The organism is Nostoc sp. JL23, from assembly GCF_017115065.1.
Classification (GTDB): Bacteria; Cyanobacteriota; Cyanobacteriia; order Cyanobacteriales; family Nostocaceae; genus Nostoc; species Nostoc punctiforme_A.
On sequence record NZ_JABXKN010000132.1, the window covers coordinates 141,605 to 163,137 of the forward strand.

Sequence of the window (21,533 nt, forward strand, 5' to 3'; positions counted from 1 at the left end):
GCAACTATTGCTAAATAATATGAACTTGGTTATAATAGTACGCATACTAAGTATTATCTGAAATGGTTTCTACATCTAATCACTCCCCAACCTTAGAGTCGTGGCAGCAAAATCTGGCACCATACAATTTGGGCTACAGAATCAAATTAGTCTCACAACTGCTGAGTCGCAAATTTACTGAGAAGCTAGAACCCTTTGGACTGACGCCATTTCACTGGTTGGTGTTGTGCTGTCTTTGGCAAGAAGATGGTTTACCTACTTCTAGTATTGGGGACAAACTCAAACAAGTGGGAGGGACTTTAACAGGCGTACTCGATCGAATGGAAGAACGCGGTTTGGTGCGTCGAGAACGCGACACTCAAGATCGGCGCATCTGGCGGATCTGGCTCACGGATGCAGGTAAGGAACTAGAAGCTATTTTACCGCCAATCGCCGCAGCCGTTCGTGATGAAGCGATGGATGGTATTTCCTTTGCTGACCGAGAACTGTTTTCCCAAATCTTGAATCGAGCGATCGCTAACCTGTCTTAAAGATGATTTTATAATCACCCGACCGGGGGAGGCAGTGTAAAGATTTATTTTGAGATAATATTACGCATACTAAGGAAATAAGGATTTTTTTCAGACAATATTACGCATTCTAAATAAACGACTATTAATCAAGTTATTGAACGAACAAGCGAGGTAAGAATCATGGGTGCTAATACCTTTAACGGACGCAACGGACACAAAACCCCAGTTTTAGAAAAAGAAGTGATTCCTGATTTAGAGACTTTAGAAACTGTCACCACAGAGACACGCGCAACAGCAGAAGCACCTGTTGTAACTCCTGAGATCGAAAAAGAAGTTCCACCGAAACGGAAAAGACCGACCGGCTTAATTTTGGCAGGATTAGGTGTAGGTGCGATCGCCGCAGGTACTTTTGGTTATCACTACTGGCAATATGCCTCCACCCACCAGGAAACAGACAACGCCACCGTTGCGGGAAATATTCACCAAGTTAGTAGCCGCATTCCTGGAACAATAAGTGAAGTGCTGGTGAATGACAACCAACTGGTGCAACCGGGAGAATTGTTAGTGAAGTTAGATCCACGAGACTATCAAAGTAAGGTGCAACAAGCACAAGCCGCCCTCGAAAATGCTCGTGGTCAGGCGCAAGCTGCTCAAGCAAATATTGCTTTAAGTTCACAAACCACTACTGGTAAGACAACTCAAGCGCAAGGAGATGTCAGTGGTGCAGTAGCAGCAATTTCTACAGCCCAAGCAGCAGTACAAGAAGCGCAAGCGGGGATACCAGCAGCACAAGCTGAAGTCAGACTAGCCGAAGCAGGGATTCCCGCCGCCCAAGCGCAAGTAGCCCAAACAAACGCAAATTTGGAAAATGCCCGAGCAGATTACAATCGCTACAACCAGTTGTATCAATCAGGTGCGATCGCTCGCCAGCAACTAGACACAGCCAAGGCTGCTTATGATGTGGCGACCGCACAGAAAAACGCCGCGATTCAGGGAGTACAACAAGCCCAAGCCAAGTTAGCCTCCGCCAAAGTTGGTGTCGCCAAAGCCCAGTCTCAACTTGCACAAGCCCAAGAAAATGTCACCAACGCCCAAGCTAAATTAGCAGCATCTAAGGGAGGATTGCAACAAGCGACCGCAGGCGGACAAGATACAACAGTCAAACGTAGCCAATACGAAGCAGCAAAAGCAGCGATCGCGCAATCAGAAGCATCGCTCAAAGACGCACAATTGCAACTATCTTATGCCAATGTTACCGCCCCCAGTGCTGGACGGGTTGGTAGAAAAAACGTCGAAATTGGCAACCGCGTCGCAGCAGGAACACCATTAATGGCGATCGTGGATAACAGCTATTGGGTAGTTGCGAACTTCAAAGAAACTCAATTAGAAAAGATGCGGCCAGGAGAGCCAGTAGAAATCAAGCTAGATAGTTTCCCTCATCACACCTTTATTGGTCGTGTTGACAGTATCTCGCCAGCTTCCGGCGCTCAGTTTGCCTTATTGCCACCGGATAATGCTACAGGTAACTTTACTAAAGTTGTCCAACGCATTCCAGTAAAAGTAGTTTTCGACCAAAAGAGCATTCAAGGATACGAATCGCGAATTACTCCGGGGATGTCTGCGGAAGTTGCTATAGAAGTCAAGTAATGCCAAATTGTCTGCAAACTAAACGAAAAACCTCTTTCTTGCTGTAAATCTTCCTACACCTATAGAGAGGCGTGTAGAGATGAGGTGAGATGATATCTATGAAAGCAGATTGGTATAAAGCAAGCCTGAGATGAAAAAACCGCTACTACCTGCTTTAAGGTCAAAAAACTTTCAGCTGTTTTTTGCCGGACAAGGTATTTCCCTAATTGGGACGTGGATGACGCAACTTGCCACGATTTGGTTAGTTTATGACTTGACAAACTCCCCATTAATGCTGGGAGTTGTAGGATTTTCGAGTCAAATTCCGAGCTTTTTTTTAGCTCCCTTTGGCGGAGTATTTGTAGATCGCTTTTCTCGGTATCGTACTTTAATTGGTACGCAAATCTTGGCGATGATTCAATCATTAACATTAGCAGCACTGGCGCTAACTGGAGTGATTGAGGTATGGCAGATCATCGCCTTGAGTTTGTTCCAAGGATTTATTAACGCCTTAGATGCGCCAGCCCGTCAAGCTTTTGTGCCAGAATTGGTTGAACACAGAGAAGATTTAGCCAATGCGATCGCGATTAATTCCACGATGGTTAACGGTGCTAGATTAATTGGCCCTGCGATCGGGGGTTTATTAATTGCCAGGGTTGGAACTGGCTATTGTTTTTTAATTGATGGTTTGAGCTACATTGCTGTAATCGCCGCTTTATTAGCAATGCAAGTTAAACCTTGGATAAAATTCGGTAACTGACGGTAATCCCTTGCAAAAAGTCAAAGAGGGATTTGTATATGCCTTTAGCTTTCCACCGATTCGATCTATATTATTGCTATCAGCTTTAGTCAGCTTGATGGGACTACAAAACACTATTCTTGTGCCAGTTATTGCCGAACAAGTTCTCAAAGGTGGGGCAGAAAGTTTGGGTTTTTTGATGGCGGCATCTGGAGTTGGAGCCTTAACTGGTGGTATTTATCTAGCTACGCGCCAAACAATCTTGGGAATTGGGAAATTGATTGCCTTAGCTCCAGCAATTTTAGGAATAGGTTTAATTGCCTTTTCTTTATCTAAATTTTTACCACTCTCGTTATTTACAATGTTATTTGTTGGCCTAGGAACAATTCTCCAGATTGCTGCTAGCAATACATTTTTACAAACCATTGTTGAAGACGATAAACGTGGGCGATTGATGAGCTTATACACAATGTCATTTTTGGGCATGATTCCTGTGGGTAATTTATTAGGAGGTATCCTAGCAAGTCATATTGGCGCTCCAAACACTTTAATTATTGATGGAATAGCTTGTATTTTAGGGTCAATTATTTTTAGCAGACAGTTGCCTGCTTTAAGAAAAATCATGCGCCCAATTTATGAGCAAAAGGGGATTATCACAACTCCAGAAGTTTAAGATAAATAACCGCGCTTAAATCTGCTTTAGATTTATCTTAATGAAACTTTCCATTGTAATTATTTTTTAATTTTTAGCGTTGCTGATTCAAGCTCACGCAGAGGCAAGAACATATTGGTATAAGATTTAATAATAAAGTTTTTTGCTACTTAACCTTGAAACTGGAACAAAGTTATGGCTAATACAGGTGTAATTCGTCAGCAAGGGCAAAATCCTGCTTTACCACCAGAGCGTGTACCGCTAAGAACCTGGATTGGTGTATTAGCCAGTATGCTTGGTGCATTTATGGCGGTATTAGATATTCAAATAACTAATGCTTCGCTGCAAGATATTCAAGCTAGTTTAGGGGCAACTCTCGAAGAAGGTTCTTGGATTTCTACCGCGTATCTCGTAGCAGAAATTGTGGTAATTCCTCTAACAGGATGGTTGTCACGGGTGTTTTCATTGCAGCGTTATCTGTTAGTGAATACTGCACTATTTATTTTCTTTTCTATATGCTGTGGTTGGGCATGGGATCTTAATTCCATGATTTTCTTTCGCGCCTTACAAGGTTTTAGCGGAGGAGTATTAATTCCTACTGCTATGACAGTTGTCTTAACAACTTTACCCCAATCAAAACAATCAGTTGGACTGGCTGCATTTGGGTTTAGTGCAGTTTTTGCACCCTCAATTGGCCCAACATTAGGAGGTTGGTTAACCGAAAATTTTGGTTGGGAATACAACTTTTATATAAATGTAATTCCAGGCGTTTTAATGCTGACTGGTGTTTGGTACGGAATTAAGCAAGAAAAACCCCAAATTAATTTACTTAAACAAGGTGACTGGTGGGGAATTATTGCAATGGCTATTGGCTTAGGTTCCCTACAAGTTGTTTTAGAAGAAGGTAGCCGCAAAGATTGGTTTGGTTCAGCCTTGATTGTGCGCTTAACTGTGATTGCAGTAATTTTTTTGGCGATATTTTTCTATATAGAATTAACTCGGAAACAACCATTTATTAATTTACGGCTTTTGTCTAGGCGAAACTTTGGTTTAGCCAGTGTTGTTAATGTGTCGTTGGGAGTAGGATTGTATGGTTCAATTTATATTTTACCGTTGTATCTCGCCCAAATTCAAAAATACAATGCTCTGCAAATTGGGGAAGTATTAATTTGGGCTGGTATTCCCCAACTGTTTATTATTCCCCTCATACCGAAATTGATGCAACGCATTGACGTGCGTTTCATGGTAGCTTTTGGTGTGACTTTGTTTTCCATCAGTGCATTTATGAACTCTGGAATGACTAATGAAACAGGATTAGATCAATTACGCTGGTCGCAATTTGTGCGCGCAATGGGACAACCCTTAATTATGGTGCCGCTTAGTTCTATTGCTACTGCTGGTTTGAGTCCAAAAGAAGCAGGTTCGGCAAGCGGTTTATTTAATATGATGCGGAATTTAGGCGGTTCTATCGGAATTGCTTCTTTAGCAACTTTATTAGCAAATAGAGAGCAATTTCACTCGAATAGATTGGGTGATGGAGTATCTTTATATAACCCAGAAACTCAGCAGCGAATTGACCAAATGACACAGTATTTTGTTAGTCGCGGGGCAGATTTAAGTACAGCCCAAAATCAAGCGATCGCATCTATATCCAACCTCGTCCGTCGGGAAGCATTTGTAATGGCTTTTAACGATTGTTTCTACTTTATTGGTATTGCACTATTACTCAGTGGGATTGCTATTTTATTCCTCAAAAAGGTGAAGCCAACTGGTGGCGCTGTTGCTCATTAGATTTGTTCTATGGGTTAAAATATTTGATAAAACTACTAAGGTACTAAAATGGTCATTAGCCAAAGTGAGTACTATATCTCTCCACAAAAATATCTAGAAGGCGAGAAATTTAGTGAAATCAAACACGAGTATATTGATGGGCAAGTATACGCAATGGCAGGAGCAAGTGATGCTCATGTCACTATAGTAGGAAACTTGTTTTCCCTACTGCGAAACCATCTCCGGGGTAGCGGTTGCCGTGTCTATATGTTAGATATGAAAGCACAAATCGAGGCTATAAATCGCTATTTTTATCCCGATGTAATGGTGACTTGCGATACACGAGATAAAGAATTTGAATATTTTAAGTGCTATCCTTCCTTAATCATTGAAGTGCTTTCTGAATCAACAGAAGGTTATGACAGAGGAAAGAAATTTGCTAGTTATCGATACTTAGAATCATTGCAAGAATATGTGCTAATTTCACCAGACAGAATGAGTGTAGAATGCTTCCGCCGCAATAAAGATGGACATTGGGTACTTTACCCTTACGATAAAGGGGAAAAGGTGCATTTAGCTAGCGTTGATTTTCTGTGTGCGATCGCAGAAATATATGAAGATGTAATATTAGTAGATGAGAATATTTCCTAATCTAACATTTCTGGCTCAATTCCTAAAGCGTTGAGTTGTTCAGCAGAGAGCGATCGCAATTTCTCTACAATTCTCTCCCGCTTTTGTCGCTCAACTTCTGCCTTTTCTCGCTCAATCACAGCACGTTCCTCACCCGTTAGCAGTAAATTTCCTTGTGCATCCCACCACCGCAACCAAGGTAGCTCTGCATTTTGATAAAATCCTTGCCAGATTCCTAACTCTACACCCATAGGAACAATTGAGTAATGTCCCCGTTCATTGGGTTGCATCAGTTGATAACTATTATCGACTAGGTGGTAAACTTCCACTTGAGCTTTTGCGGCTTCATAAATCCCATAATAAGGTACTCGAATTGCCTGCTCATAAACCCAAAATTTACCAACATTCCCAGCTTGCCCTTGAGATGGCGGTGTGTTGTTTCGTTCTTCTGAACCATCACCAGAGACAAATTCAATGACAATCAAGGGTGCGACATACTCCTTCCATAGCACATAAGAACGCCGCGTTTTACCGTCGAGGGTCGGTGGTACATTGGGTACATAAAACCAGTCTGGTGCTTCAGCCCCTTTTTCAGGAGGATCTGTCAATCGCCAGTAGATGCCTAAATCTTGTCCAATACAATACTGACTATCTGGATAAAGTTCCTCTAAAACAAGTTTAATCGAGTCAGTGAGTAAGATACTTTGCGGATGCTCTTGCCAGTTTTTCACAAATGTACCATCTGAGTCTGGTAACTGGGTGTGGTCAGGTAAAGTTAATGCCGATAGGGAAGTCATAGGCTTTAACGAAGGTTTGTCTGATTCTTATTGTAATCCTCACGCAAAGACAAAAAACTCTTGCGTCTCTACGTGAGATTCTTATGATGTTTATGAAACACCAGGCTCATCAGCAGTTTTGATCTCTTTTAAAATTCGTTCTACTTGGTTAACTTTTTCACCTCTATTCTGTTCTTTGAAAATATTTAAAGCTTTTTCTAAAGAAGATAGCGCCTCGTCTTTTTTATTTGTTTGCCACAATGCCAGTGCAAAATTAGTCAGCCCTTCGCCATAATTAGGATTAATTTCCAGAGCTTTTTTATATTCAGTAATGGCTTCTTGCCAGCGACTCTGGCTTGCGTAAACAATACCGATCGCATTGTAAGCTAGAGCATATTTTGGCTTGAGGCGAATGGCTTCTCGAAAAGAGCTAATTGCATCTTCTGGTTTCTTTTGCCGAAAAAGTACATTTCCCAGTTGAAAGTGTCCGAAGGCATCTTCTGGGAATTTTTTAATTAATTTGCGTAAACTTTCCTCTGCACCTGTCAAGTCTCCCTGACTAAATAAACCATTGGCTTGTTGCAGGAGTTGCGATCGCTCTGGTGCATCTGTACCTGAAGCTTGTGCTAGTTTTTGTGGTTGTCTCTGTGCAGACTGTTGTGGCGAATTCAAAGAAACTTGTCCAGGAACCGCTAAGACTAATGGTGATATCCCCATTACACTGATAATACTCAGCATCATGCAGCCAATAGGTTGAACAAATGCTGATTTGGATTTGCACTTCACCTTCATCGCCCTGAATGCCTCAATAATGTTCTAATCTTTATGATAAATTGGCCTGCGTTAGCGCGTAATGCATCACAAGAAAGACGATAAGGGCGCATATATGTGCGCCCCTATTAAGCCATTGGGAATTATTTACACACCTTCTCGTAACTTATCCAACACACCCCGATCTTCTAATGTCGAAGTATCTCCAGATACCTCTTGCCCCGCAGCTAGATTCCGCAGCAAGCGCCGCATAATCTTACCCGATCGCGTTTTGGGCAAAGAGTCTGTAAAGCGGATTTCTCCCGGACGTGCGATCGCACCAATTTCTTTGACAACATGCAGTTTGAGTTCTTTACTCAGTTCCTCACTTCCCTGATAAGTGCCTTCTAAAGTCACAAAAGCAACTACTTCTTCACCCTTAAGTTCATCGGGTTTACCCACTACCGCCGCCTCTGCAACCGCTGGATGTGAAACTAACGCTGATTCCACTTCCATTGTACCCAGTCGGTGTCCAGATACATTCAGTACGTCATCCACACGACCCATTACCCAGAAGTAACCGTCTTCATCTTGTCTTGCGCCATCACCAGCAAAGTAAGTATAGTTACCATTTTGGGGTGGAATGTGTTCCCAGTAGGTACGGCGGAAGCGTTCTGGATCGCCGTAGACTGTCCGCATCATTCCTGGCCACGGATAGCGCACTGCTAGATAACCACCTTCGTTATTAGGTACGGTGTTTCCTTCTAAATCTACGACATCTGCAATAATTCCTGGGAAGGGAAGAGTTGCGGAACCGGGTTTGGTGGGAATCGCCCCTGGTAGCGGTGTAATCATGATACCGCCTGTTTCTGTTTGCCACCAAGTATCGACAATCGGACAACGTTCCCCACCAATTACTTTGTGATACCACATCCAAGCTTCGGGGTTAATCGGTTCGCCGACGGTTCCCAGCAAACGCAACGAAGACAAGTTTCGCGCATTCGGATGTTGTTCTCCCATCTTAATAAATGCCCGAATTGCCGTAGGTGCTGTATAAAAAATATTAACGCCGTATTTTTCAATTACATCCCAAAAACAGCCAGGATTTGAAGCACGGGGCGCACCTTCATACATCACTGTGGTTGCACCGTTGGAAAGCGGACCGTAGACTATGTAGCTGTGTCCCGTAATCCAACCAACATCAGCGGTACACCAATATACATCTGTGTCTTGAAGGTCAAAAATCCACTTGGTGGTGATATGGGTATACAAATTATAACCAGCAGTTGTATGCACTACACCCTTCGGTTTGCCCGTGCTGCCAGAAGTGTAGAGGACAAACAGCATATCTTCGCTGTCCATCGGTTCGGCGGGACAATCTGCTGATACACCCTTTTGCAAATCATGCCACCAATGATCGCGTCCCCCCAACTGCATATAAGTTTCTTGTCCGGTGCGCTTGACAACGAGGACATTTTCTACACTGGGAACAGCACCATCAGCTAAGGCTTTATCTACCTGTGCCTTGAGAGGAACGATCGCATCTTTGCGCCAACCACCATCAGCCGTGATTACCAGTTTCGCTTGAGCATCAATTAAGCGATCGCGCAAAGCTTCGGCACTAAAACCACCAAATACCACACTATGGGGTGCGCCAATTCGGGCACAGGCTAACATTGCGATCGCAGCTTCAGGAATCATCGGCATATAAATACCAACGCGATCGCCTTTTTGTACACCCAGTTGCTTCAATACATTGGCGAACTGGCAAACTTCCCGGTGCAGTTGGGCGTAAGTAAGAGTACGGGAATCACCTGGTTCTCCTTCCCAAATCAGTGCTGCTTTATTTTTGCGCCAGGTAGTGAGATGTCTGTCAAGGCAGTTGTAAGAAATATTCATCTTACCACCAACGAACCACTTAGCAAAAGGTGGTTGCCAGTCTAATACTGTATCCCATTTTTGAAACCATTCTAATTCTGTTCCAGCCAAATCTGCCCAAAATTGCTGCGGATCGGCTTTGGCTTTGTCGTAGAGACGCTGATAGTCTTCCAGGCTTTTGATATGGGCATTCTGCGAGAATTCCGAGGGAGGATGGAAGAGGCGGTGCTCTTGGAGGATTGATTCGATATTTGGTTCAGACATAGTTAGTTATGAGTGCGATCGCTATTGTTACTAAAAACTATTCTTAGCCCAGTTGTGCTATGCAGGGTTTAGATTTTCGTTAAGCTAGGTAAAAATTGCCGAGTTATTTAGTTTACATTCATTTTCATCTAGCAAAAGCAAGCGATCAAGAAATTTAAAGACGTTTTACAAGTATCCCCTCAATAGTTCGGGGTAGAAAATTATTCTGGCATCCACGACCCACCAAATAGATTAAAAGAAGATTTCTCCCGAATAATGGTTGCTAAAGACGGAATATTTCCAATTCGAGAAATCCGGTCACGCATGTATTGAAAAAAGCTGATACCCAATTTACGGGTAGTGTCAACAAGGGACATAAAAATATCCCACGCTTTTGTACCTTGTGGAGTTTGAGTAGCATAGCTAATATTGCGTCGCTGCACCATAGTCCTAGCAGCCAACTCGGCAGGATTGTTGTGTAATGGCAATTCGGGATGCTCTAAAACCAGGGCTATTTCATTCTAAAAAGCTGCTTGAGTGTGTCTAGTCCAAAAGAACATAAACGTTGAGCTTGTGCCATATTTTCAAACATATTACTGCGATATAAATTAAGTGAAAAATTGCGAGCAAGCGCAAAAATTTGAGTAAGAGGAGTAGTGCGAATTCTAGATTTATCTTCGCCTTGAGTAACGTCTCGAACATAGTGGACTTTATTCTCAACACCCCAATATCCTCTGATACGTTCAGCAAAGGCTTGCGCCGTTTCACTTAAAGATGAAATATAATAACGGGTTTCATTAGTTACTTCAATCACATTGTGTGTGAAAACCTGACGCTCTGATTTGACTTTAATCAAAGTGGTAAGTCCAGGCCAAGGACGAATACCATCGAGATTTTTACAAATACTGACATGACGCTTTTCGATTCGACCATGCCCTTTATTTATCTGCTCATAAGCCAATTCTGGTGTGAAATTTGTTTTGACATCTTTGAATAAGTTAAGCTGATTGCCTTTTAAGGCGGCAATATAATCATTCCCACTATTTATAATCAACTCACAAGTTTTTTTTGAGTATTAATAGCTTCAATTGCAAAGATAACTCCATTGAGAGCCAGTTTGGAAATCAACTCAGGTAAAGCAATAATATCATTAGTTTTTGCATCAACTTGAAATGGCTCTAAAATTAAGCCTCGCTCAACAATATAAGAACTAACTAACATAATCGCTGGATGCGAATCCGAGTTAGGGTTATCATTTTCAATCTGATATGAACCTTTGAGGACTTTACCATCTAACCCAACAGTTTCTCCAGTCTTTGGTTGTACATTAAAGAATTTGCTCAGACATACGGAATAATCTTTGTAATCTACGTGTAATAAGGCACGACGTACAGTGCTATAAGATGGTAGTCTATTTTTTGGCGGTTGAAAAAGTTCAATCAACGGCTCACGGTAGCTTGAAATCCAGTCTCCAATTGCTAAAAATCCTTTGTTCCCTGCTGCGATCGCCAATGTGAAAAGTGCCAAAGATAATGGTAGATTATGTCTCTGTCCGGCGCGGCGACGGGGGTCTTTTAGACCTGCAAAAGCTTTGATAATTTCGATTTCAGACACGGTAATAGATGCTTGAAGTAGAACTGGCGCTGCATCTTACCATATTGCGTCTACATTTAGAATGAAATAGCCCTGCCTCAAAGTAATATTGCGCCGCCATTTTGGCTTCTAGTGATTGAAACAAAAAATAGTTCGGTCAATGTGATTGAGGGTTTACCTCAATTACTCACTTATGCTTTTAAAAGTTTAGATCAACAACCATCAGTTTGGGGTTTGGTAACTAATGGACAGCTTTATCAATTTGTTTATTTAAGACATGACAACCAGTCAACTTATGAGTTAATGCCATTATTAAATTTGATTCAATCTTCAGATGCAATTGAATTATTGCAAGTTTTCAAAGGCATTTGTAAGTTACCAAATTTTCAGTAAAATTAACGTATAATTGCGGGGCGATCGCTGATGTCTGAACCTGCTACTCTAGAAATCATCTCTGATGGTATTTCAAAAGACGAAGTTATTTTTTCTCCTGGTGATATACTGAGTGACGAACCATCCTTGGAAAGTGACCTACACCGCGACCAAATCGATTTGCTGATTCGCATCCTTAAATTGTGGTGGCGAGATAGGCAAGATTTTTATGCTTCTGGCAATTTGACAATTTACTACAGTCCTAACCAAAAAAAACCAGAAAGCTTCCGTGGTCCAGAGTTTTTTGTAGTTTTGGGAACTCAGAAAAAAGACCGTAAGAGTTGGGTAGTTTGGCAACAAGACGGCAAATATCCCAACTTGATTGTGGAAATTTTGTCAAGCTCAACGGCAACAGTTGATAAAGGTTTAAAAAAACAAGTTTACTGTGGAAATTTTGTCAAGATCAACGGCAACAGTTGATAAAGGTTTAAAAAAACAAGTTTACCAAGATACCTTCCGTACACCAGATTATTTATGGTTTTATCCTGTAACAATGGAACTTCAGGGATTTCATTTAGTTGATGGTAAGTATCAAGAAATCCAAGTAACCACTGATGGACGTTTGTGGAGTCAGCAGTTAGAACTTTATTTAGGAGTTTATGAAGGTAAATTAAGATTCTTCACTACTGAAAATCAATTGATACTATCATCAGAAGAATTGGCTGAACAAGAATGTTTACGTGCCGAACAGGCAGAAGAACGCGCCCAATAAGCAGAGCAAGAAATTGCTCGACTGCGGGAGGCTTTACGTATACAGGGCATCGACCTAGAGAATATTTAATTACATCAGAAAATTAACTAAATACATTTTCAAGTTAAAATCTAGTTATCAATGTGTAAAAAAAGCGTAATCTTCTGAAAGTAGGGCATCGATTGCAAGCACAAGAAATTAAGGATAAGCTAAAGTCCCTTATCGAGCAAGCCTCCTCGATAGATCATAATTTAGCGAGAAGATTAGATGAAATCAATCGTTGGGTAAAAAACATCAAGCCAGGTTCCCTGACTGCAAAACCTTTTGTCATCGCCTTTCTGCTAGAGGTGATTACGGATTCGACAATATGGCTGATGATTAAATCCTTACCTTCAGAAGATGAACAAAAAGCAAAATTCGAGATGATGACGCCAATTGAAAGATATTGGTATGGTTATCTCTTTCCCCGATGGTTTAATGCAAGTGACTCCAAGTTTTATATTTGGAAGCAAAAATTGATGGCAGGCGAATTTAATCAGGTTGATAATGATATCATTAGATCAATAGCTCAAGATATAGTTCAGCGAGAAGGTAGTTTTTGGCAGCGTTATATTGCCGACCTTTCAATGGCAACAGATTTAATTGTTAGTCGTAACAATCAACCACTGTGCATTCAAATTACCAGTGTTTCTGAAGAACTCAATCACCAAAAGTACGAAGCTTGGCAAAATACACTGCGATCGTGGGAAATAGAGAGAGGATTGTTCTTAAGTTACAATCCCAAGGATACTAATTTTGTTAACCAGTTAGTCAACGTGGCCCTGTATAACAGTGATTACCTTTCTGGTGGCAAATATTTAAAATTTTCGTGAACTTTCAGGAATTTGATATTTCAGATTTGTGTCTAGCCTACATACTTACGTGCTAATTACAGCTTCTATGGCTAATAAAAGAGAAACTCACTGCAACAATCAAGTAGATACATTTGCTGAAGCTTTAGCGACGGCGCGACAAATGCAGCAGAACTGGCTAACTTATGGGGTTGATTTTGTCAATATTTACGTTGAGGATGTGGAGGGAGACTGGCTAGAAACGTGGGGACATGATGAAATATTAGGTAATTTTCAATTAGATACTATTAAAGAATTTCTGGTAAGTAATGATAGTGTAGCTGTTAGGATAAGAGAGCATTTAGGCGAGCGATCGCTGTTTGATTTTGCAGTAAACTTAGATGAAGCTTGGAGAATTTCTGAAACAGATGACAGGTTATCTGCTGTGAGAAACTTATTAGCTGGTGAAGGAAATAGTATTGATACAAATGAAATTAGGTTCTTGGATTTGGCAAACACTTTGGTGGGAAAGTTAGCAGAGATTTTGTGAGATTTTTAGTTGAGTAGTGGTAAATTCAATTGCCCTTAAAGTATCGAATTCGCAATGGTAATGTTGAGCTACTAAAAGATAATGGTAGCGATCGCATGATTTTATTAATTTTTACTATAAGACAGCATTTAAAAGAGCGATCGCTGTTTGATTTTACAGTAAAAAAACTCACCCTGTCCTATCAGACATCCCTCTTGTTACTGAGGCTACGGTTAAACAAGTCAAATTACCCCCCTCAATCCCCCCGATGAATTGGGAGGAAGCCGGAAATCCAGTTCCCTCCCCAATACATACGGGGAGGGTTAGGGTGGGGTAAAACCCTGGTTAATCAGCTACTTCAGACTTGTGTGTACACCATAGCGTTACTAAGGAGAGGGAAAAATTTTATATAATCAAATCAAGGTGAGGTATCTTAATTGCACATACCCTAAGTATTTGTTGCAAACCTTCAATTTTTTATTGCCAATGTTCAAACAATTGTTACTCACGTTAAAGCATTTATAAGAAAGGTTTAAGTATTTCTTACAAAGATTAACTATTTTTTTATCAATGTTAAAACAATTGTTACTCACGTTAAAGCATTTATAAGAAAGGTTTAAGCATTTCTTGCAAAGATTAAATATTTTATTATCAATGTTGAAGCAATTGTTACTCAGATTGAAGCATTTATAAGAAAGGTTTAAGTATTTCTTACAAAGATGAAATATTTTATTATCAATGCTGAAGCAATTGTTATTCAGGTTGAAACTGTTCCTTTAAAAAGTACACCCGACTTTAAGCAGAGAAACAGGATTAGCCTTTAACTCTCTGGAATGTAAACATCTGCTTATGATTCTCAAGGACGCTATGACCAAGCTGAACCTCTGTTTCTGCAAGCTTTAGAAATTCGTCAGCAGGTGTTTGGGGTAAATCATCCCAATACGGTTACTGTTCGGCAAAATCTAGAAAATCTTCAAGCTCAAAAGAGTGATAACCGTTCGTCTGCGTCCCATACTGGGAAACTGTGCCAAAGTATCCAACTTTTGATTAATGAGTGTGAGCAACCTATCTGAGGAATCTAGATTTCCAGCAAACAAGTAATCGTTAATTTCTTGTAAATCTTGGGCAGCTTGAGGCGATAGAAAATATAAACTTATTATTGTGCCTGAGTCTTTCTCAAAGCTTGGTTTTTTTGACGCAGTTGCTCGATTACTTCTCTACCGTCGAGTCGTTCTCCCCGATCGAGTTGCTCAACCCCGATCGCAATTTCTCTTTGCAGTTCCTCAAACCGACCCTTGTAAATACGTTCCCGTTCTTCTAACAGCCTAATACCAGCAAGAATCACTTCCTCATTTGAGGTGTACTTCCCGCTTGCAACTTGACCTTGAATAAACTGCTCAAGCTCGGTTGTTAAGGAAATATTCATAAGTTACTACCATATTTTTGTTCTCATCTTCTAATTTTAGATGCGAACTAACAGCAGTCCATTGCGATCGCACTAAGCTAGATGTTAAAACTTTTGGTGTATTGACTTATACGCAAATTACCCCAGTCCCACTGCGATCGCACACACTCAACCCTCTTCAAAATGCACCACAAGCGCGTTAAGCTGAATTAGAGTGGCAATTTATTGCGCTTTTTAATATGCAAATCTCTCTTCTTGTCAAATTTTAATTTTTCTGCTTGAGAAACCCGGAATGCTAGACCGAATTTTTGATTACCTCGATTTTCATTTCAGCCTTGAAGCCCTTATAGTTCTGGTAATCCTGGTGCTTTTAGAGGCGCTATTATCTGCCGACAATGCCATCGCTCTCGCTGCGATCGCTAGGGGGCTGGAAGACAAAGAACTTGAGCGTAAAGCTTTGAACTTTGGTTTAGTCGTTGCTTATGTGCTGCGAATCTCCCTGATTCTTACTGCCACTTGGGTACAACAATTCTGGCAATTTGAATTATTGGGCGCTACTTATTTGCTGTGGTTGGTATTCCAACACTTTACCTCGGAAGAATCGAAGGACGATCACCATCACGGACCGCGTTTTACTTCGTTGTTGCAAGCCATACCCGTAATTGCATTTACAGATTTGGCATTTTCTTTGGATAGCGTGACAACTGCGATCGCAGTTTCTCAAGAAAAATGGCTAGTGCTAACGGGTGCAACAATTGGTATTATTACGCTGCGATTCATGGCGGGATTGTTTATCCGTTGGCTAGACGAATATGAAAACCTAGAAGACGCAGGCTATGTAACTGTAGCCTTGGTGGGTTTACGCTTGTTGTTGAAAGTGGTCAACGATAGTTTAGTTCCACCAGAATGGATCATGATTGCTGCCATCTTCCTGATTTTAGGTTGGGGATTTTCTAAGCGCGTTAGTACTGAATTACCCCAAGTAGAACCGGAAAAGAGCGAAGTCTCTAAATAAGAAGAGGGGAGAGGGAATAGGGTACAGGGTACAGGTACAGGTACAGATTATTCCCTATACCCTGTAACCTGTCACCTGTAACCTCTCCCCTAATGTCTTACTCGTGCAACCAAGGCGTTAAGTGTGGTTGCCAACTGACCAATTCTTCATCCTTAAACCATAAGGCTACTTCTTGTTGCGCGGTTTCTGGAGCATCAGAACCGTGGATTAAATTGCGACCAATATTCAGTCCAAAATCGCCGCGAATCGTTCCTGGCTCTGCTGTTAAAGGGTTTGTCGCACCAATAATCTTTCTGGCAGATGCAATAACGCCATCACCTTCCCATACCATCGCCACCACTGGGCTAGAAGTGATAAATTCGACTAGACCACCAAAAAAGGGACGTTCTCGATGAACACCATAGTGTTGTTCAGCCAATTCCCGGCTGACTTTCAGTAACTTTAAACCAACTAGAGTAAAACCCTTGGTTTCAAAGCGACGGATAATTTCCCCCACTAATCCCCGTTGGACTCCATCAGGCTTAATTGCTAAAAATGTACGCTCCATTGCTATCTCCCAAAGCTTAATAAAGTTTTTATCTAGTCATTTGTCATTTGTCCTTTGTCGTCTTTTGTCTTGAATCCAAGGGTTTTCCACTAATGACCAATGACTAATGACTAATGACTAATGACTAATGACATACGACTCTTGACCAATCAGAGTTTATCTCAGAAATTATCTTTAGGTGCATATACGTTCCCAGATGAATGCGCTAAATTGTTAACTCGTGGGTGAAAAACAGAGGTCAAGAAGAAATGGGTGTTGAGTCAACTGCTACATCTGACGAGGTGGTACAAGTACCGTCCAATGGACAAAAAGAAGTGAAAAATCATAAGCACAAAAAACTTTTACCACCGAGTCCTACCACAGGAGATTTACCTCGCTCCTGGAAAATTGAGGATAGCGAAGCCTTGTACCGTATTGAAGGATGGGGACAACCTTATTTTTCCATTAGCGCTGCTGGTCACGTTACCGTGTCACCCAAGGGCGATCGCGGGGGATCTCTTGACTTGTTTGAATTGGTCAACTCCATGAAACAGCGCAACTTGGGACTTCCCATGTTGATTCGCTTTTCCGATATTTTGGAAGACCGGATTGAGCGGTTGAATGCTTGTTTTGCCAAAGCGATCGCTCGCTACAATTACCCTGGTGTCTACCGTGGCGTGTTTCCCGTCAAATGCAATCAAGAACGGCATTTGATTGAGGATTTAGTGAAATTTGGCAAACCCCATCAGTTTGGTTTAGAAGCCGGTTCCAAGCCAGAATTAATGATTGCTCTAGCTGTGTTGGATACACCAGGAGCATTGTTAGTTTGCAACGGTTACAAAGACCGAGAATACATCGAAACGGCGATGTTAGCCCAAAGACTAGGGCAAACACCAATCATCGTCTTAGAACAGATTGAAGAAGTTGATTTGGTGATAGATGCCAATCGCCAGTTAGGTATTAAGCCGATATTAGGTGTTCGTGCTAAACTCAGTACCCAAGGCATGGGACGTTGGGGAGCCTCTAGTGGCGATCGCGCTAAATTTGGTTTGACAATGCCTGAAGTAATCGAGGCTGTTGACAAATTACGGGAAGCAAACCTGCTCGATTCTTTGCAGTTGATGCACTTCCACATCGGCTCACAAATCTCTGCCATTAATGTAATTAAAGATGCTATCCAAGAAGCCAGCCGCATTTATGTAGAATTGGCAATGCTGGGAGCGGATATGAAATACCTTGATGTTGGTGGTGGCTTGGGTGTGGATTATGATGGCTCCCAAACCAACTTCTATGCATCGAAAAATTACAACATGCAGAACTATGCCAACGACATCGTGGCAGAGTTAAAAGATACCTGTGCAGAGCGGCAGATTTCCGTACCAACACTGATTAGTGAAAGTGGACGAGCGATCGCTTCCCATCAGTCGGTGCTGATTTTTGATGTTCTCAGTACTAGTGATGTCCCTCTCGACAACCCAGAACCTCCACAAGAGGGAGAATCCCCGATTATTAATTATCTTTGGGAAACTTACCAATCCATCAACAAAGAGAATTATCAGGAGTTCTACCATGACGCTGCACAATTCAAAGAAGAAGCCATCAGCCGCTTCAACTTAGGAATTTTACGCCTCAGAGAACGAGCTAAGGCCGAACGCCTCTACTGGGCTTGTTGCCAAAAAATTCTTACCATCACTAGACAGCAAGAATACGTACCCGATGAACTGGAAGACCTAGAAAAAATCATGGCTTCCATCTACTACGTGAATATGTCAGTGTTCCAATCAGCACCAGATTGCTGGGCGATCGATCAACTATTTCCGATCATGCCAATCCACCGCTTAGATGAAGAACCAACGCGGCGGGGAATTTTGGCAGACCTCACCTGCGACAGTGATGGCAAAATCGACCGATTTATTGACCTGCGCGATGTCAAGTCGGTTTTAGAACTACACACCCATAAGCCCGGACAACCCTATTATTTGGGAATGTTCTTGAATGGAGCTTACCAGGAAATCATGGGCAATTTGCACAACCTGTTTGGCGACACCAACGCTGTTCACATCCAATTAACCCCCAAAGGCTACCAAATTGAACACATTGTCAAAGGTGACACCATGAGCGAAGTAGTTAGCTACGTCCAGTATGACTCCGAAGATATGGTGGAAAACATTCGCCAGCGCTGCGAGAAAGCATTAGAAGAAAATCGCATCACCCTAGCAGAATCTCAACGACTACTGCAAACCTACGAGCAGAGTCTGAGAAGATATACGTACTTAAATAGTTAGGGTAAAGGTTACAGGGTATAGGTTACAGATTTGTTCCCTATATCCTATACCCTATTCCCTATTCCCTGTCCCCTAATTTACGTTCGTCCCCAACAATTCCTCTATCGCTTGTCGCTCAACAGGGGTATGTGATGGTGGTGTCTGACGAGCATCAGTAATCAGCCAGTCTAAAGCAGCAGCTTGAACATCGATCGCAGCGCCAGTTTTATCTACGCAATAACGTCCAAATACCAGCTTATCGACTAACCGGACTCCAGGACCCAGCCGCGACCATTCAAAAATCACACTGTTTTCTACTGTTGCGCCACTACAAATCCAACAATTGGGGCCAATCATTGCTGGTCCGACAATTTTAGCTCCGTCTTCGATTCTCGTCATACCGCCAATGTAAACGGGGCCTGTGATATCTACTTTGTCCCAATTTACGGCGACATTTAAGCCAGTGTAGATACCGGGGGCGACTTCATGACCAGGAATTTGCACATTTTTGATTTCACCCAGTAGCACACCGCGAATCGCCCGCCAATAGTCTGGGACTTTACCAATATCTACCCATTCAAAGTCCATAGGAATGGCGTAAAAGGGAGCTTTGATTTCTACTAATTTGGGAAACAATTGGCTACCAATGTCATATTCCACGCCAGAGGGGATATAATCAAAAACTTCTGGCTCAAAGATATAAATACCTGTGTTGATGTTGGTGCTGAGGGCTTCTTCAGTTGAAGGTTTTTCTTGGAAAGCTTTGACACGACCCTCTTCATCAGTCACAACTACACCATAGCTAGAAACTTCTTCCTTGGGGACAGATTTTGTAATAATAGTAGCGATCGCTCCTTTGGATTTATGCCATTTAACAGCCGCAGTTAAATCCAAGTCAATTAAAGCATCACCGCACAAAACCACAAAGGTATCATCAAAAAACGGTGAGAAGTCTTGGATGCGCCGCATCCCTCCAGCTGAACCTATCGCTTCGCCTACCAGTTTACCGTCGTCATCAATTTTTCCTTCAAACGAATAGGCAATCTGCACCCCAAAACGCTGACCATCACGGAAATAGTTTTCTATTTCCTCAGCCAAATGACTAACATTGACTAGAATCTGGTCAAATCCATGATGGCGTAACAGTTCCAGCAAGAACTCCATCACTGGCTTTTGCAGGATGGGCATCATCGGCTTGGGCATAGTGTACGTAATCGGACGCACGCGAGTACCCTTGCCAGCCGCGAGAATCATCGCTTTCATAAAAATTTATTCCTCAACCACAAGCCAGTTTACTTTCATCGAGTGATACTTAATCATCAGTTTTTATTTCTGCTCTAAGTCATCCCCCAGAATAGGGATAACAGGAATTTAGTGGTTATTACAACCATCGGTATACTTAGATGACAAGCGATCGCTTATCTTTTCAATTTACTCGGATTTTGGGGCTGAATCAAAAATCTATGACAATGTAGGAAGCAGCTATGCTGAAAGCTAGGAGGAAAACCCCATAAATAAATTCCTATTTTTCTAATAGCGAATGGACTCAAAAAACTCTGCGCTATACTTTGCACGACGGCAGCCGTTACAACGGTGAGGCAGCGCGGTCTTGGGGGTTCTCCCCATGAGCGAGTGCCGTGGAAACCCCCGCAACGCGCTGCCTCCCCTCTGCGTTTAAACTTAAACTCTCAATTCGCCACGAATTTACGGACTTAGTTCATCGGATTCTCAAAAGGTTTGCCGATATTAGCTGAATCTCTAATTAAGCGAATTTTAATTTCATGATAAAAGTCCTCTTGAAATAGCTCTACTTTCGATTGAGCCGAGAGTAATAGTAGTGCCCAGAAAACGCTAACTAGGTTACTGTGTTCAGACTCATGTCCAGACCCACTTTGCTTGAAAAGCTTTGTCTTAGTCCACAATTCTACAAGTTGTTCTAAATTCACCCAATTTTGTTCTAAACTTAACTCTCTTGTCGACAATTTCAACACCTGCTCTAGTTCCCCAGCGACTTCTGTCAGATTTTCCTGGTGAGCTAACTCCAGCGCCTCCCGCATACTTTGGACGCTAGGTTGACGCCTGGGACGGATAGGTTTGCTAACTTTTTCTACCAACTTCAGTTGGTTAGCCATAATCTGCAATTGCTCGATTAACTCTTGCAGAGTCACCCGGCGCTTTGGTGGCGGCATTGCCGCTGGACGACGACGCAATTGCCGTTCTAATGGTAGACGATGACCCTGATGTAATACACCGTCTTCACCTTCCAACAGGGCATCATCTTCTAAACCATCTTGTGCATCTCCTATTGTTGACAATTGCATCAAGGTATTGGCTTTGAACAATACCAGCATTGATGCTGATAAAAATGCCTGTCCAGATTGAGACAAGTCCGCTTCATAGCCTCTTGTTATTGCCCCAGGTGCCATCAGTTCTAAATAGCGGTCAATCACCTCAATCACTTGGACATCCCAAGGATCAATTTCCCCCTGCTCGGCTTGATAAATCAAAAATGTGATTGTTTCTAACAGCTCGGAAGCTTCCATCAACAGGTTCTAAGTTAATTAATCAGAATCAAAAGACTGTAAATTCAACACTCAACTAATTGACTATTGGCAAAGCGTTTACTGTATATATTCGCTTGCGCTTCTTTTATTCAGAAATTGCCTGCTGGC

18 protein-coding genes and 4 pseudogenes are annotated in these 21,533 nt (G+C 42.0%); 12 read left to right on the forward strand and 10 right to left on the reverse strand.

Features of this window, described 5'->3' with window-relative positions:
- Positions 1 to 62 precede the first annotated feature (62 nt).
- The 5 genes and pseudogenes from HWQ42_RS28420 (at position 63) to HWQ42_RS28440 (ending at position 5,950) form a co-directional block, all read left to right on the forward strand.
- Positions 63 to 530 (forward strand): MarR family winged helix-turn-helix transcriptional regulator, encoded by a 468-nt coding sequence (locus tag HWQ42_RS28420; RefSeq protein WP_292736982.1) that lies wholly within the window; start codon positions 63 to 65, stop codon positions 528 to 530.
- A 162-nt stretch (positions 531 to 692) separates the two neighbouring features.
- Complete coding sequence (locus HWQ42_RS28425) at positions 693 to 2,159, forward strand: HlyD family secretion protein (protein WP_292817774.1); 1,467 nt, start codon at positions 693 to 695, stop codon at positions 2,157 to 2,159.
- A 130-nt stretch (positions 2,160 to 2,289) separates the two neighbouring features.
- Positions 2,290 to 3,550, forward strand: a pseudogene (locus tag HWQ42_RS28430) (MFS transporter).
- A 174-nt stretch (positions 3,551 to 3,724) separates the two neighbouring features.
- Positions 3,725 to 5,320 carry a DHA2 family efflux MFS transporter permease subunit gene (locus HWQ42_RS28435; RefSeq protein ID WP_292817776.1) on the forward strand — a complete coding sequence of 532 codons (1,596 nt, stop codon included), beginning with the start codon at positions 3,725 to 3,727 and terminating at the stop codon, positions 5,318 to 5,320.
- A gap of 48 nt (positions 5,321 to 5,368) precedes the next feature.
- On the forward strand, positions 5,369 to 5,950 hold the full coding sequence (locus HWQ42_RS28440; RefSeq protein WP_292817779.1) for a Uma2 family endonuclease: 582 nt from the start codon (positions 5,369 to 5,371) through the stop codon (positions 5,948 to 5,950).
- Here the strand turns inward: HWQ42_RS28440 and HWQ42_RS28445 are convergent.
- From HWQ42_RS28445 to HWQ42_RS35645, 5 genes and pseudogenes are all read right to left on the reverse strand, one after another.
- On the reverse strand, positions 5,947 to 6,726 hold the full coding sequence (locus HWQ42_RS28445; RefSeq protein WP_292817781.1) for a Uma2 family endonuclease: 780 nt from the start codon (positions 6,724 to 6,726) through the stop codon (positions 5,947 to 5,949). The two genes, HWQ42_RS28440 and HWQ42_RS28445, sit on opposite strands and share 4 nt — an antisense overlap.
- 90 nt (positions 6,727 to 6,816) lie before the next feature.
- Complete coding sequence (locus HWQ42_RS28450) at positions 6,817 to 7,497, reverse strand: tetratricopeptide repeat protein (protein WP_292817782.1); 681 nt, start codon at positions 7,495 to 7,497, stop codon at positions 6,817 to 6,819.
- 126 nt (positions 7,498 to 7,623) lie between these two features.
- The gene (gene acs, locus HWQ42_RS28455; protein WP_292817784.1) at positions 7,624 to 9,597 is read right to left on the reverse strand and encodes an acetate--CoA ligase; all 1,974 of its coding nucleotides are present in this window, start codon (positions 9,595 to 9,597) and stop codon (positions 7,624 to 7,626) included.
- A gap of 200 nt (positions 9,598 to 9,797) precedes the next feature.
- Positions 9,798 to 10,064 carry a hypothetical protein gene (locus HWQ42_RS28460; RefSeq protein WP_292817786.1) on the reverse strand — a complete coding sequence of 89 codons (267 nt, stop codon included), beginning with the start codon at positions 10,062 to 10,064 and terminating at the stop codon, positions 9,798 to 9,800.
- A gap of 23 nt (positions 10,065 to 10,087) precedes the next feature.
- Positions 10,088 to 11,190: pseudogene (locus HWQ42_RS35645) on the reverse strand (ISAs1 family transposase).
- Positions 11,191 to 11,301: 111 nt separating this feature from the next.
- Between HWQ42_RS35645 and HWQ42_RS28475 the strand changes: the two are divergent.
- The 5 genes and pseudogenes from HWQ42_RS28475 to HWQ42_RS35650 all read left to right on the forward strand — a co-directional run.
- Positions 11,302 to 11,562 carry a hypothetical protein gene (locus HWQ42_RS28475; RefSeq protein ID WP_334813292.1) on the forward strand — a complete coding sequence of 87 codons (261 nt, stop codon included), beginning with the start codon at positions 11,302 to 11,304 and terminating at the stop codon, positions 11,560 to 11,562.
- Positions 11,563 to 11,592: 30 nt separating this feature from the next.
- Positions 11,593 to 12,382 (forward strand): annotated as a pseudogene (locus HWQ42_RS28480) (Uma2 family endonuclease).
- A 92-nt stretch (positions 12,383 to 12,474) separates the two neighbouring features.
- Positions 12,475 to 13,164 carry a hypothetical protein gene (locus tag HWQ42_RS28485; protein WP_292817792.1) on the forward strand — a complete coding sequence of 230 codons (690 nt, stop codon included), beginning with the start codon at positions 12,475 to 12,477 and terminating at the stop codon, positions 13,162 to 13,164.
- Positions 13,165 to 13,231: 67 nt separating this feature from the next.
- Complete coding sequence (locus HWQ42_RS28490; RefSeq protein WP_292817794.1) at positions 13,232 to 13,672, forward strand: hypothetical protein; 441 nt, start codon at positions 13,232 to 13,234, stop codon at positions 13,670 to 13,672.
- 836 nt (positions 13,673 to 14,508) lie between these two features.
- Positions 14,509 to 14,637: pseudogene (locus HWQ42_RS35650) on the forward strand (tetratricopeptide repeat protein); the annotation flags it as partial.
- On the opposite strand, the gene HWQ42_RS35655 reads toward HWQ42_RS35650, so the two are convergent.
- Both HWQ42_RS35655 and HWQ42_RS28500 read right to left on the reverse strand, forming a co-directional pair.
- Complete coding sequence (locus HWQ42_RS35655; RefSeq protein ID WP_367119071.1) at positions 14,614 to 14,748, reverse strand: hypothetical protein; 135 nt, start codon at positions 14,746 to 14,748, stop codon at positions 14,614 to 14,616. The pseudogene HWQ42_RS35650 and the gene HWQ42_RS35655 overlap by 24 nt on opposite strands.
- 59 nt (positions 14,749 to 14,807) lie before the next feature.
- Positions 14,808 to 15,077, reverse strand: a complete 270-nt coding sequence (locus HWQ42_RS28500) for a type II toxin-antitoxin system ParD family antitoxin (RefSeq protein ID WP_292817796.1) — start codon at positions 15,075 to 15,077, stop codon at positions 14,808 to 14,810.
- Between the two features lie 271 nt (positions 15,078 to 15,348).
- Between HWQ42_RS28500 and HWQ42_RS28505 the strand changes: the two genes are divergently transcribed.
- On the forward strand, positions 15,349 to 16,071 hold the full coding sequence (locus tag HWQ42_RS28505) for a TerC family protein (protein WP_292817798.1): 723 nt from the start codon (positions 15,349 to 15,351) through the stop codon (positions 16,069 to 16,071).
- Positions 16,072 to 16,168: 97 nt separating this feature from the next.
- Here HWQ42_RS28505 and ndk read toward each other — a convergent pair whose 3' ends face one another.
- Positions 16,169 to 16,618, reverse strand: a complete 450-nt coding sequence (gene ndk, locus HWQ42_RS28510; protein WP_104910011.1) for a nucleoside-diphosphate kinase — start codon at positions 16,616 to 16,618, stop codon at positions 16,169 to 16,171.
- A gap of 248 nt (positions 16,619 to 16,866) precedes the next feature.
- On the opposite strand from ndk, the gene speA reads away from it, so the two are divergent.
- The gene (gene speA, locus HWQ42_RS28515; protein ID WP_292817837.1) at positions 16,867 to 18,882 is read left to right on the forward strand and encodes a biosynthetic arginine decarboxylase; all 2,016 of its coding nucleotides are present in this window, start codon (positions 16,867 to 16,869) and stop codon (positions 18,880 to 18,882) included.
- A gap of 72 nt (positions 18,883 to 18,954) precedes the next feature.
- Here the strand turns inward: speA and HWQ42_RS28520 are convergent, their stop codons facing one another.
- Both HWQ42_RS28520 and HWQ42_RS28525 read right to left on the reverse strand, forming a co-directional pair.
- Positions 18,955 to 20,124: an NDP-sugar synthase gene (locus HWQ42_RS28520; protein WP_292736957.1), complete on the reverse strand. Its 1,170-nt coding sequence runs from the start codon at positions 20,122 to 20,124 to the stop codon at positions 18,955 to 18,957.
- Positions 20,125 to 20,573: 449 nt separating this feature from the next.
- Positions 20,574 to 21,404, reverse strand: a complete 831-nt coding sequence (locus HWQ42_RS28525; RefSeq protein ID WP_292736955.1) for a ScpA family protein — start codon at positions 21,402 to 21,404, stop codon at positions 20,574 to 20,576.
- Positions 21,405 to 21,533 lie beyond the last annotated feature (129 nt).

Excerpts from the sequence above, each read along its gene's own strand:
- HWQ42_RS28525 (WP_292736955.1), bottom strand. The coding sequence starts at position 21,404 with ATGGAAGCTTCCGAGCTGTTAGAAACAATCACATTTTTGATTTATCAA.
- HWQ42_RS28505 (WP_292817798.1), top strand. The coding sequence starts at position 15,349 with ATGCTAGACCGAATTTTTGATTACCTCGATTTTCATTTCAGCCTTGAA.
- acs (WP_292817784.1), bottom strand. The coding sequence starts at position 9,597 with ATGTCTGAACCAAATATCGAATCAATCCTCCAAGAGCACCGCCTCTTC.
- speA (WP_292817837.1), top strand. The coding sequence starts at position 16,867 with ATGGGTGTTGAGTCAACTGCTACATCTGACGAGGTGGTACAAGTACCG.
- HWQ42_RS28420 (WP_292736982.1), top strand. The coding sequence starts at position 63 with ATGGTTTCTACATCTAATCACTCCCCAACCTTAGAGTCGTGGCAGCAA.
- HWQ42_RS28445 (WP_292817781.1), bottom strand. The coding sequence starts at position 6,726 with ATGACTTCCCTATCGGCATTAACTTTACCTGACCACACCCAGTTACCA.
- HWQ42_RS28490 (WP_292817794.1), top strand. The coding sequence starts at position 13,232 with ATGGCTAATAAAAGAGAAACTCACTGCAACAATCAAGTAGATACATTT.
- HWQ42_RS28520 (WP_292736957.1), bottom strand. The coding sequence starts at position 20,124 with ATGAAAGCGATGATTCTCGCGGCTGGCAAGGGTACTCGCGTGCGTCCG.
- HWQ42_RS28450 (WP_292817782.1), bottom strand. The coding sequence starts at position 7,497 with ATGAAGGTGAAGTGCAAATCCAAATCAGCATTTGTTCAACCTATTGGC.
- HWQ42_RS28435 (WP_292817776.1), top strand. The coding sequence starts at position 3,725 with ATGGCTAATACAGGTGTAATTCGTCAGCAAGGGCAAAATCCTGCTTTA.
- HWQ42_RS28425 (WP_292817774.1), top strand. The coding sequence starts at position 693 with ATGGGTGCTAATACCTTTAACGGACGCAACGGACACAAAACCCCAGTT.
- HWQ42_RS28500 (WP_292817796.1), bottom strand. The coding sequence starts at position 15,077 with ATGAATATTTCCTTAACAACCGAGCTTGAGCAGTTTATTCAAGGTCAA.
- ndk (WP_104910011.1), bottom strand. The coding sequence starts at position 16,618 with ATGGAGCGTACATTTTTAGCAATTAAGCCTGATGGAGTCCAACGGGGA.
- HWQ42_RS28440 (WP_292817779.1), top strand. The coding sequence starts at position 5,369 with ATGGTCATTAGCCAAAGTGAGTACTATATCTCTCCACAAAAATATCTA.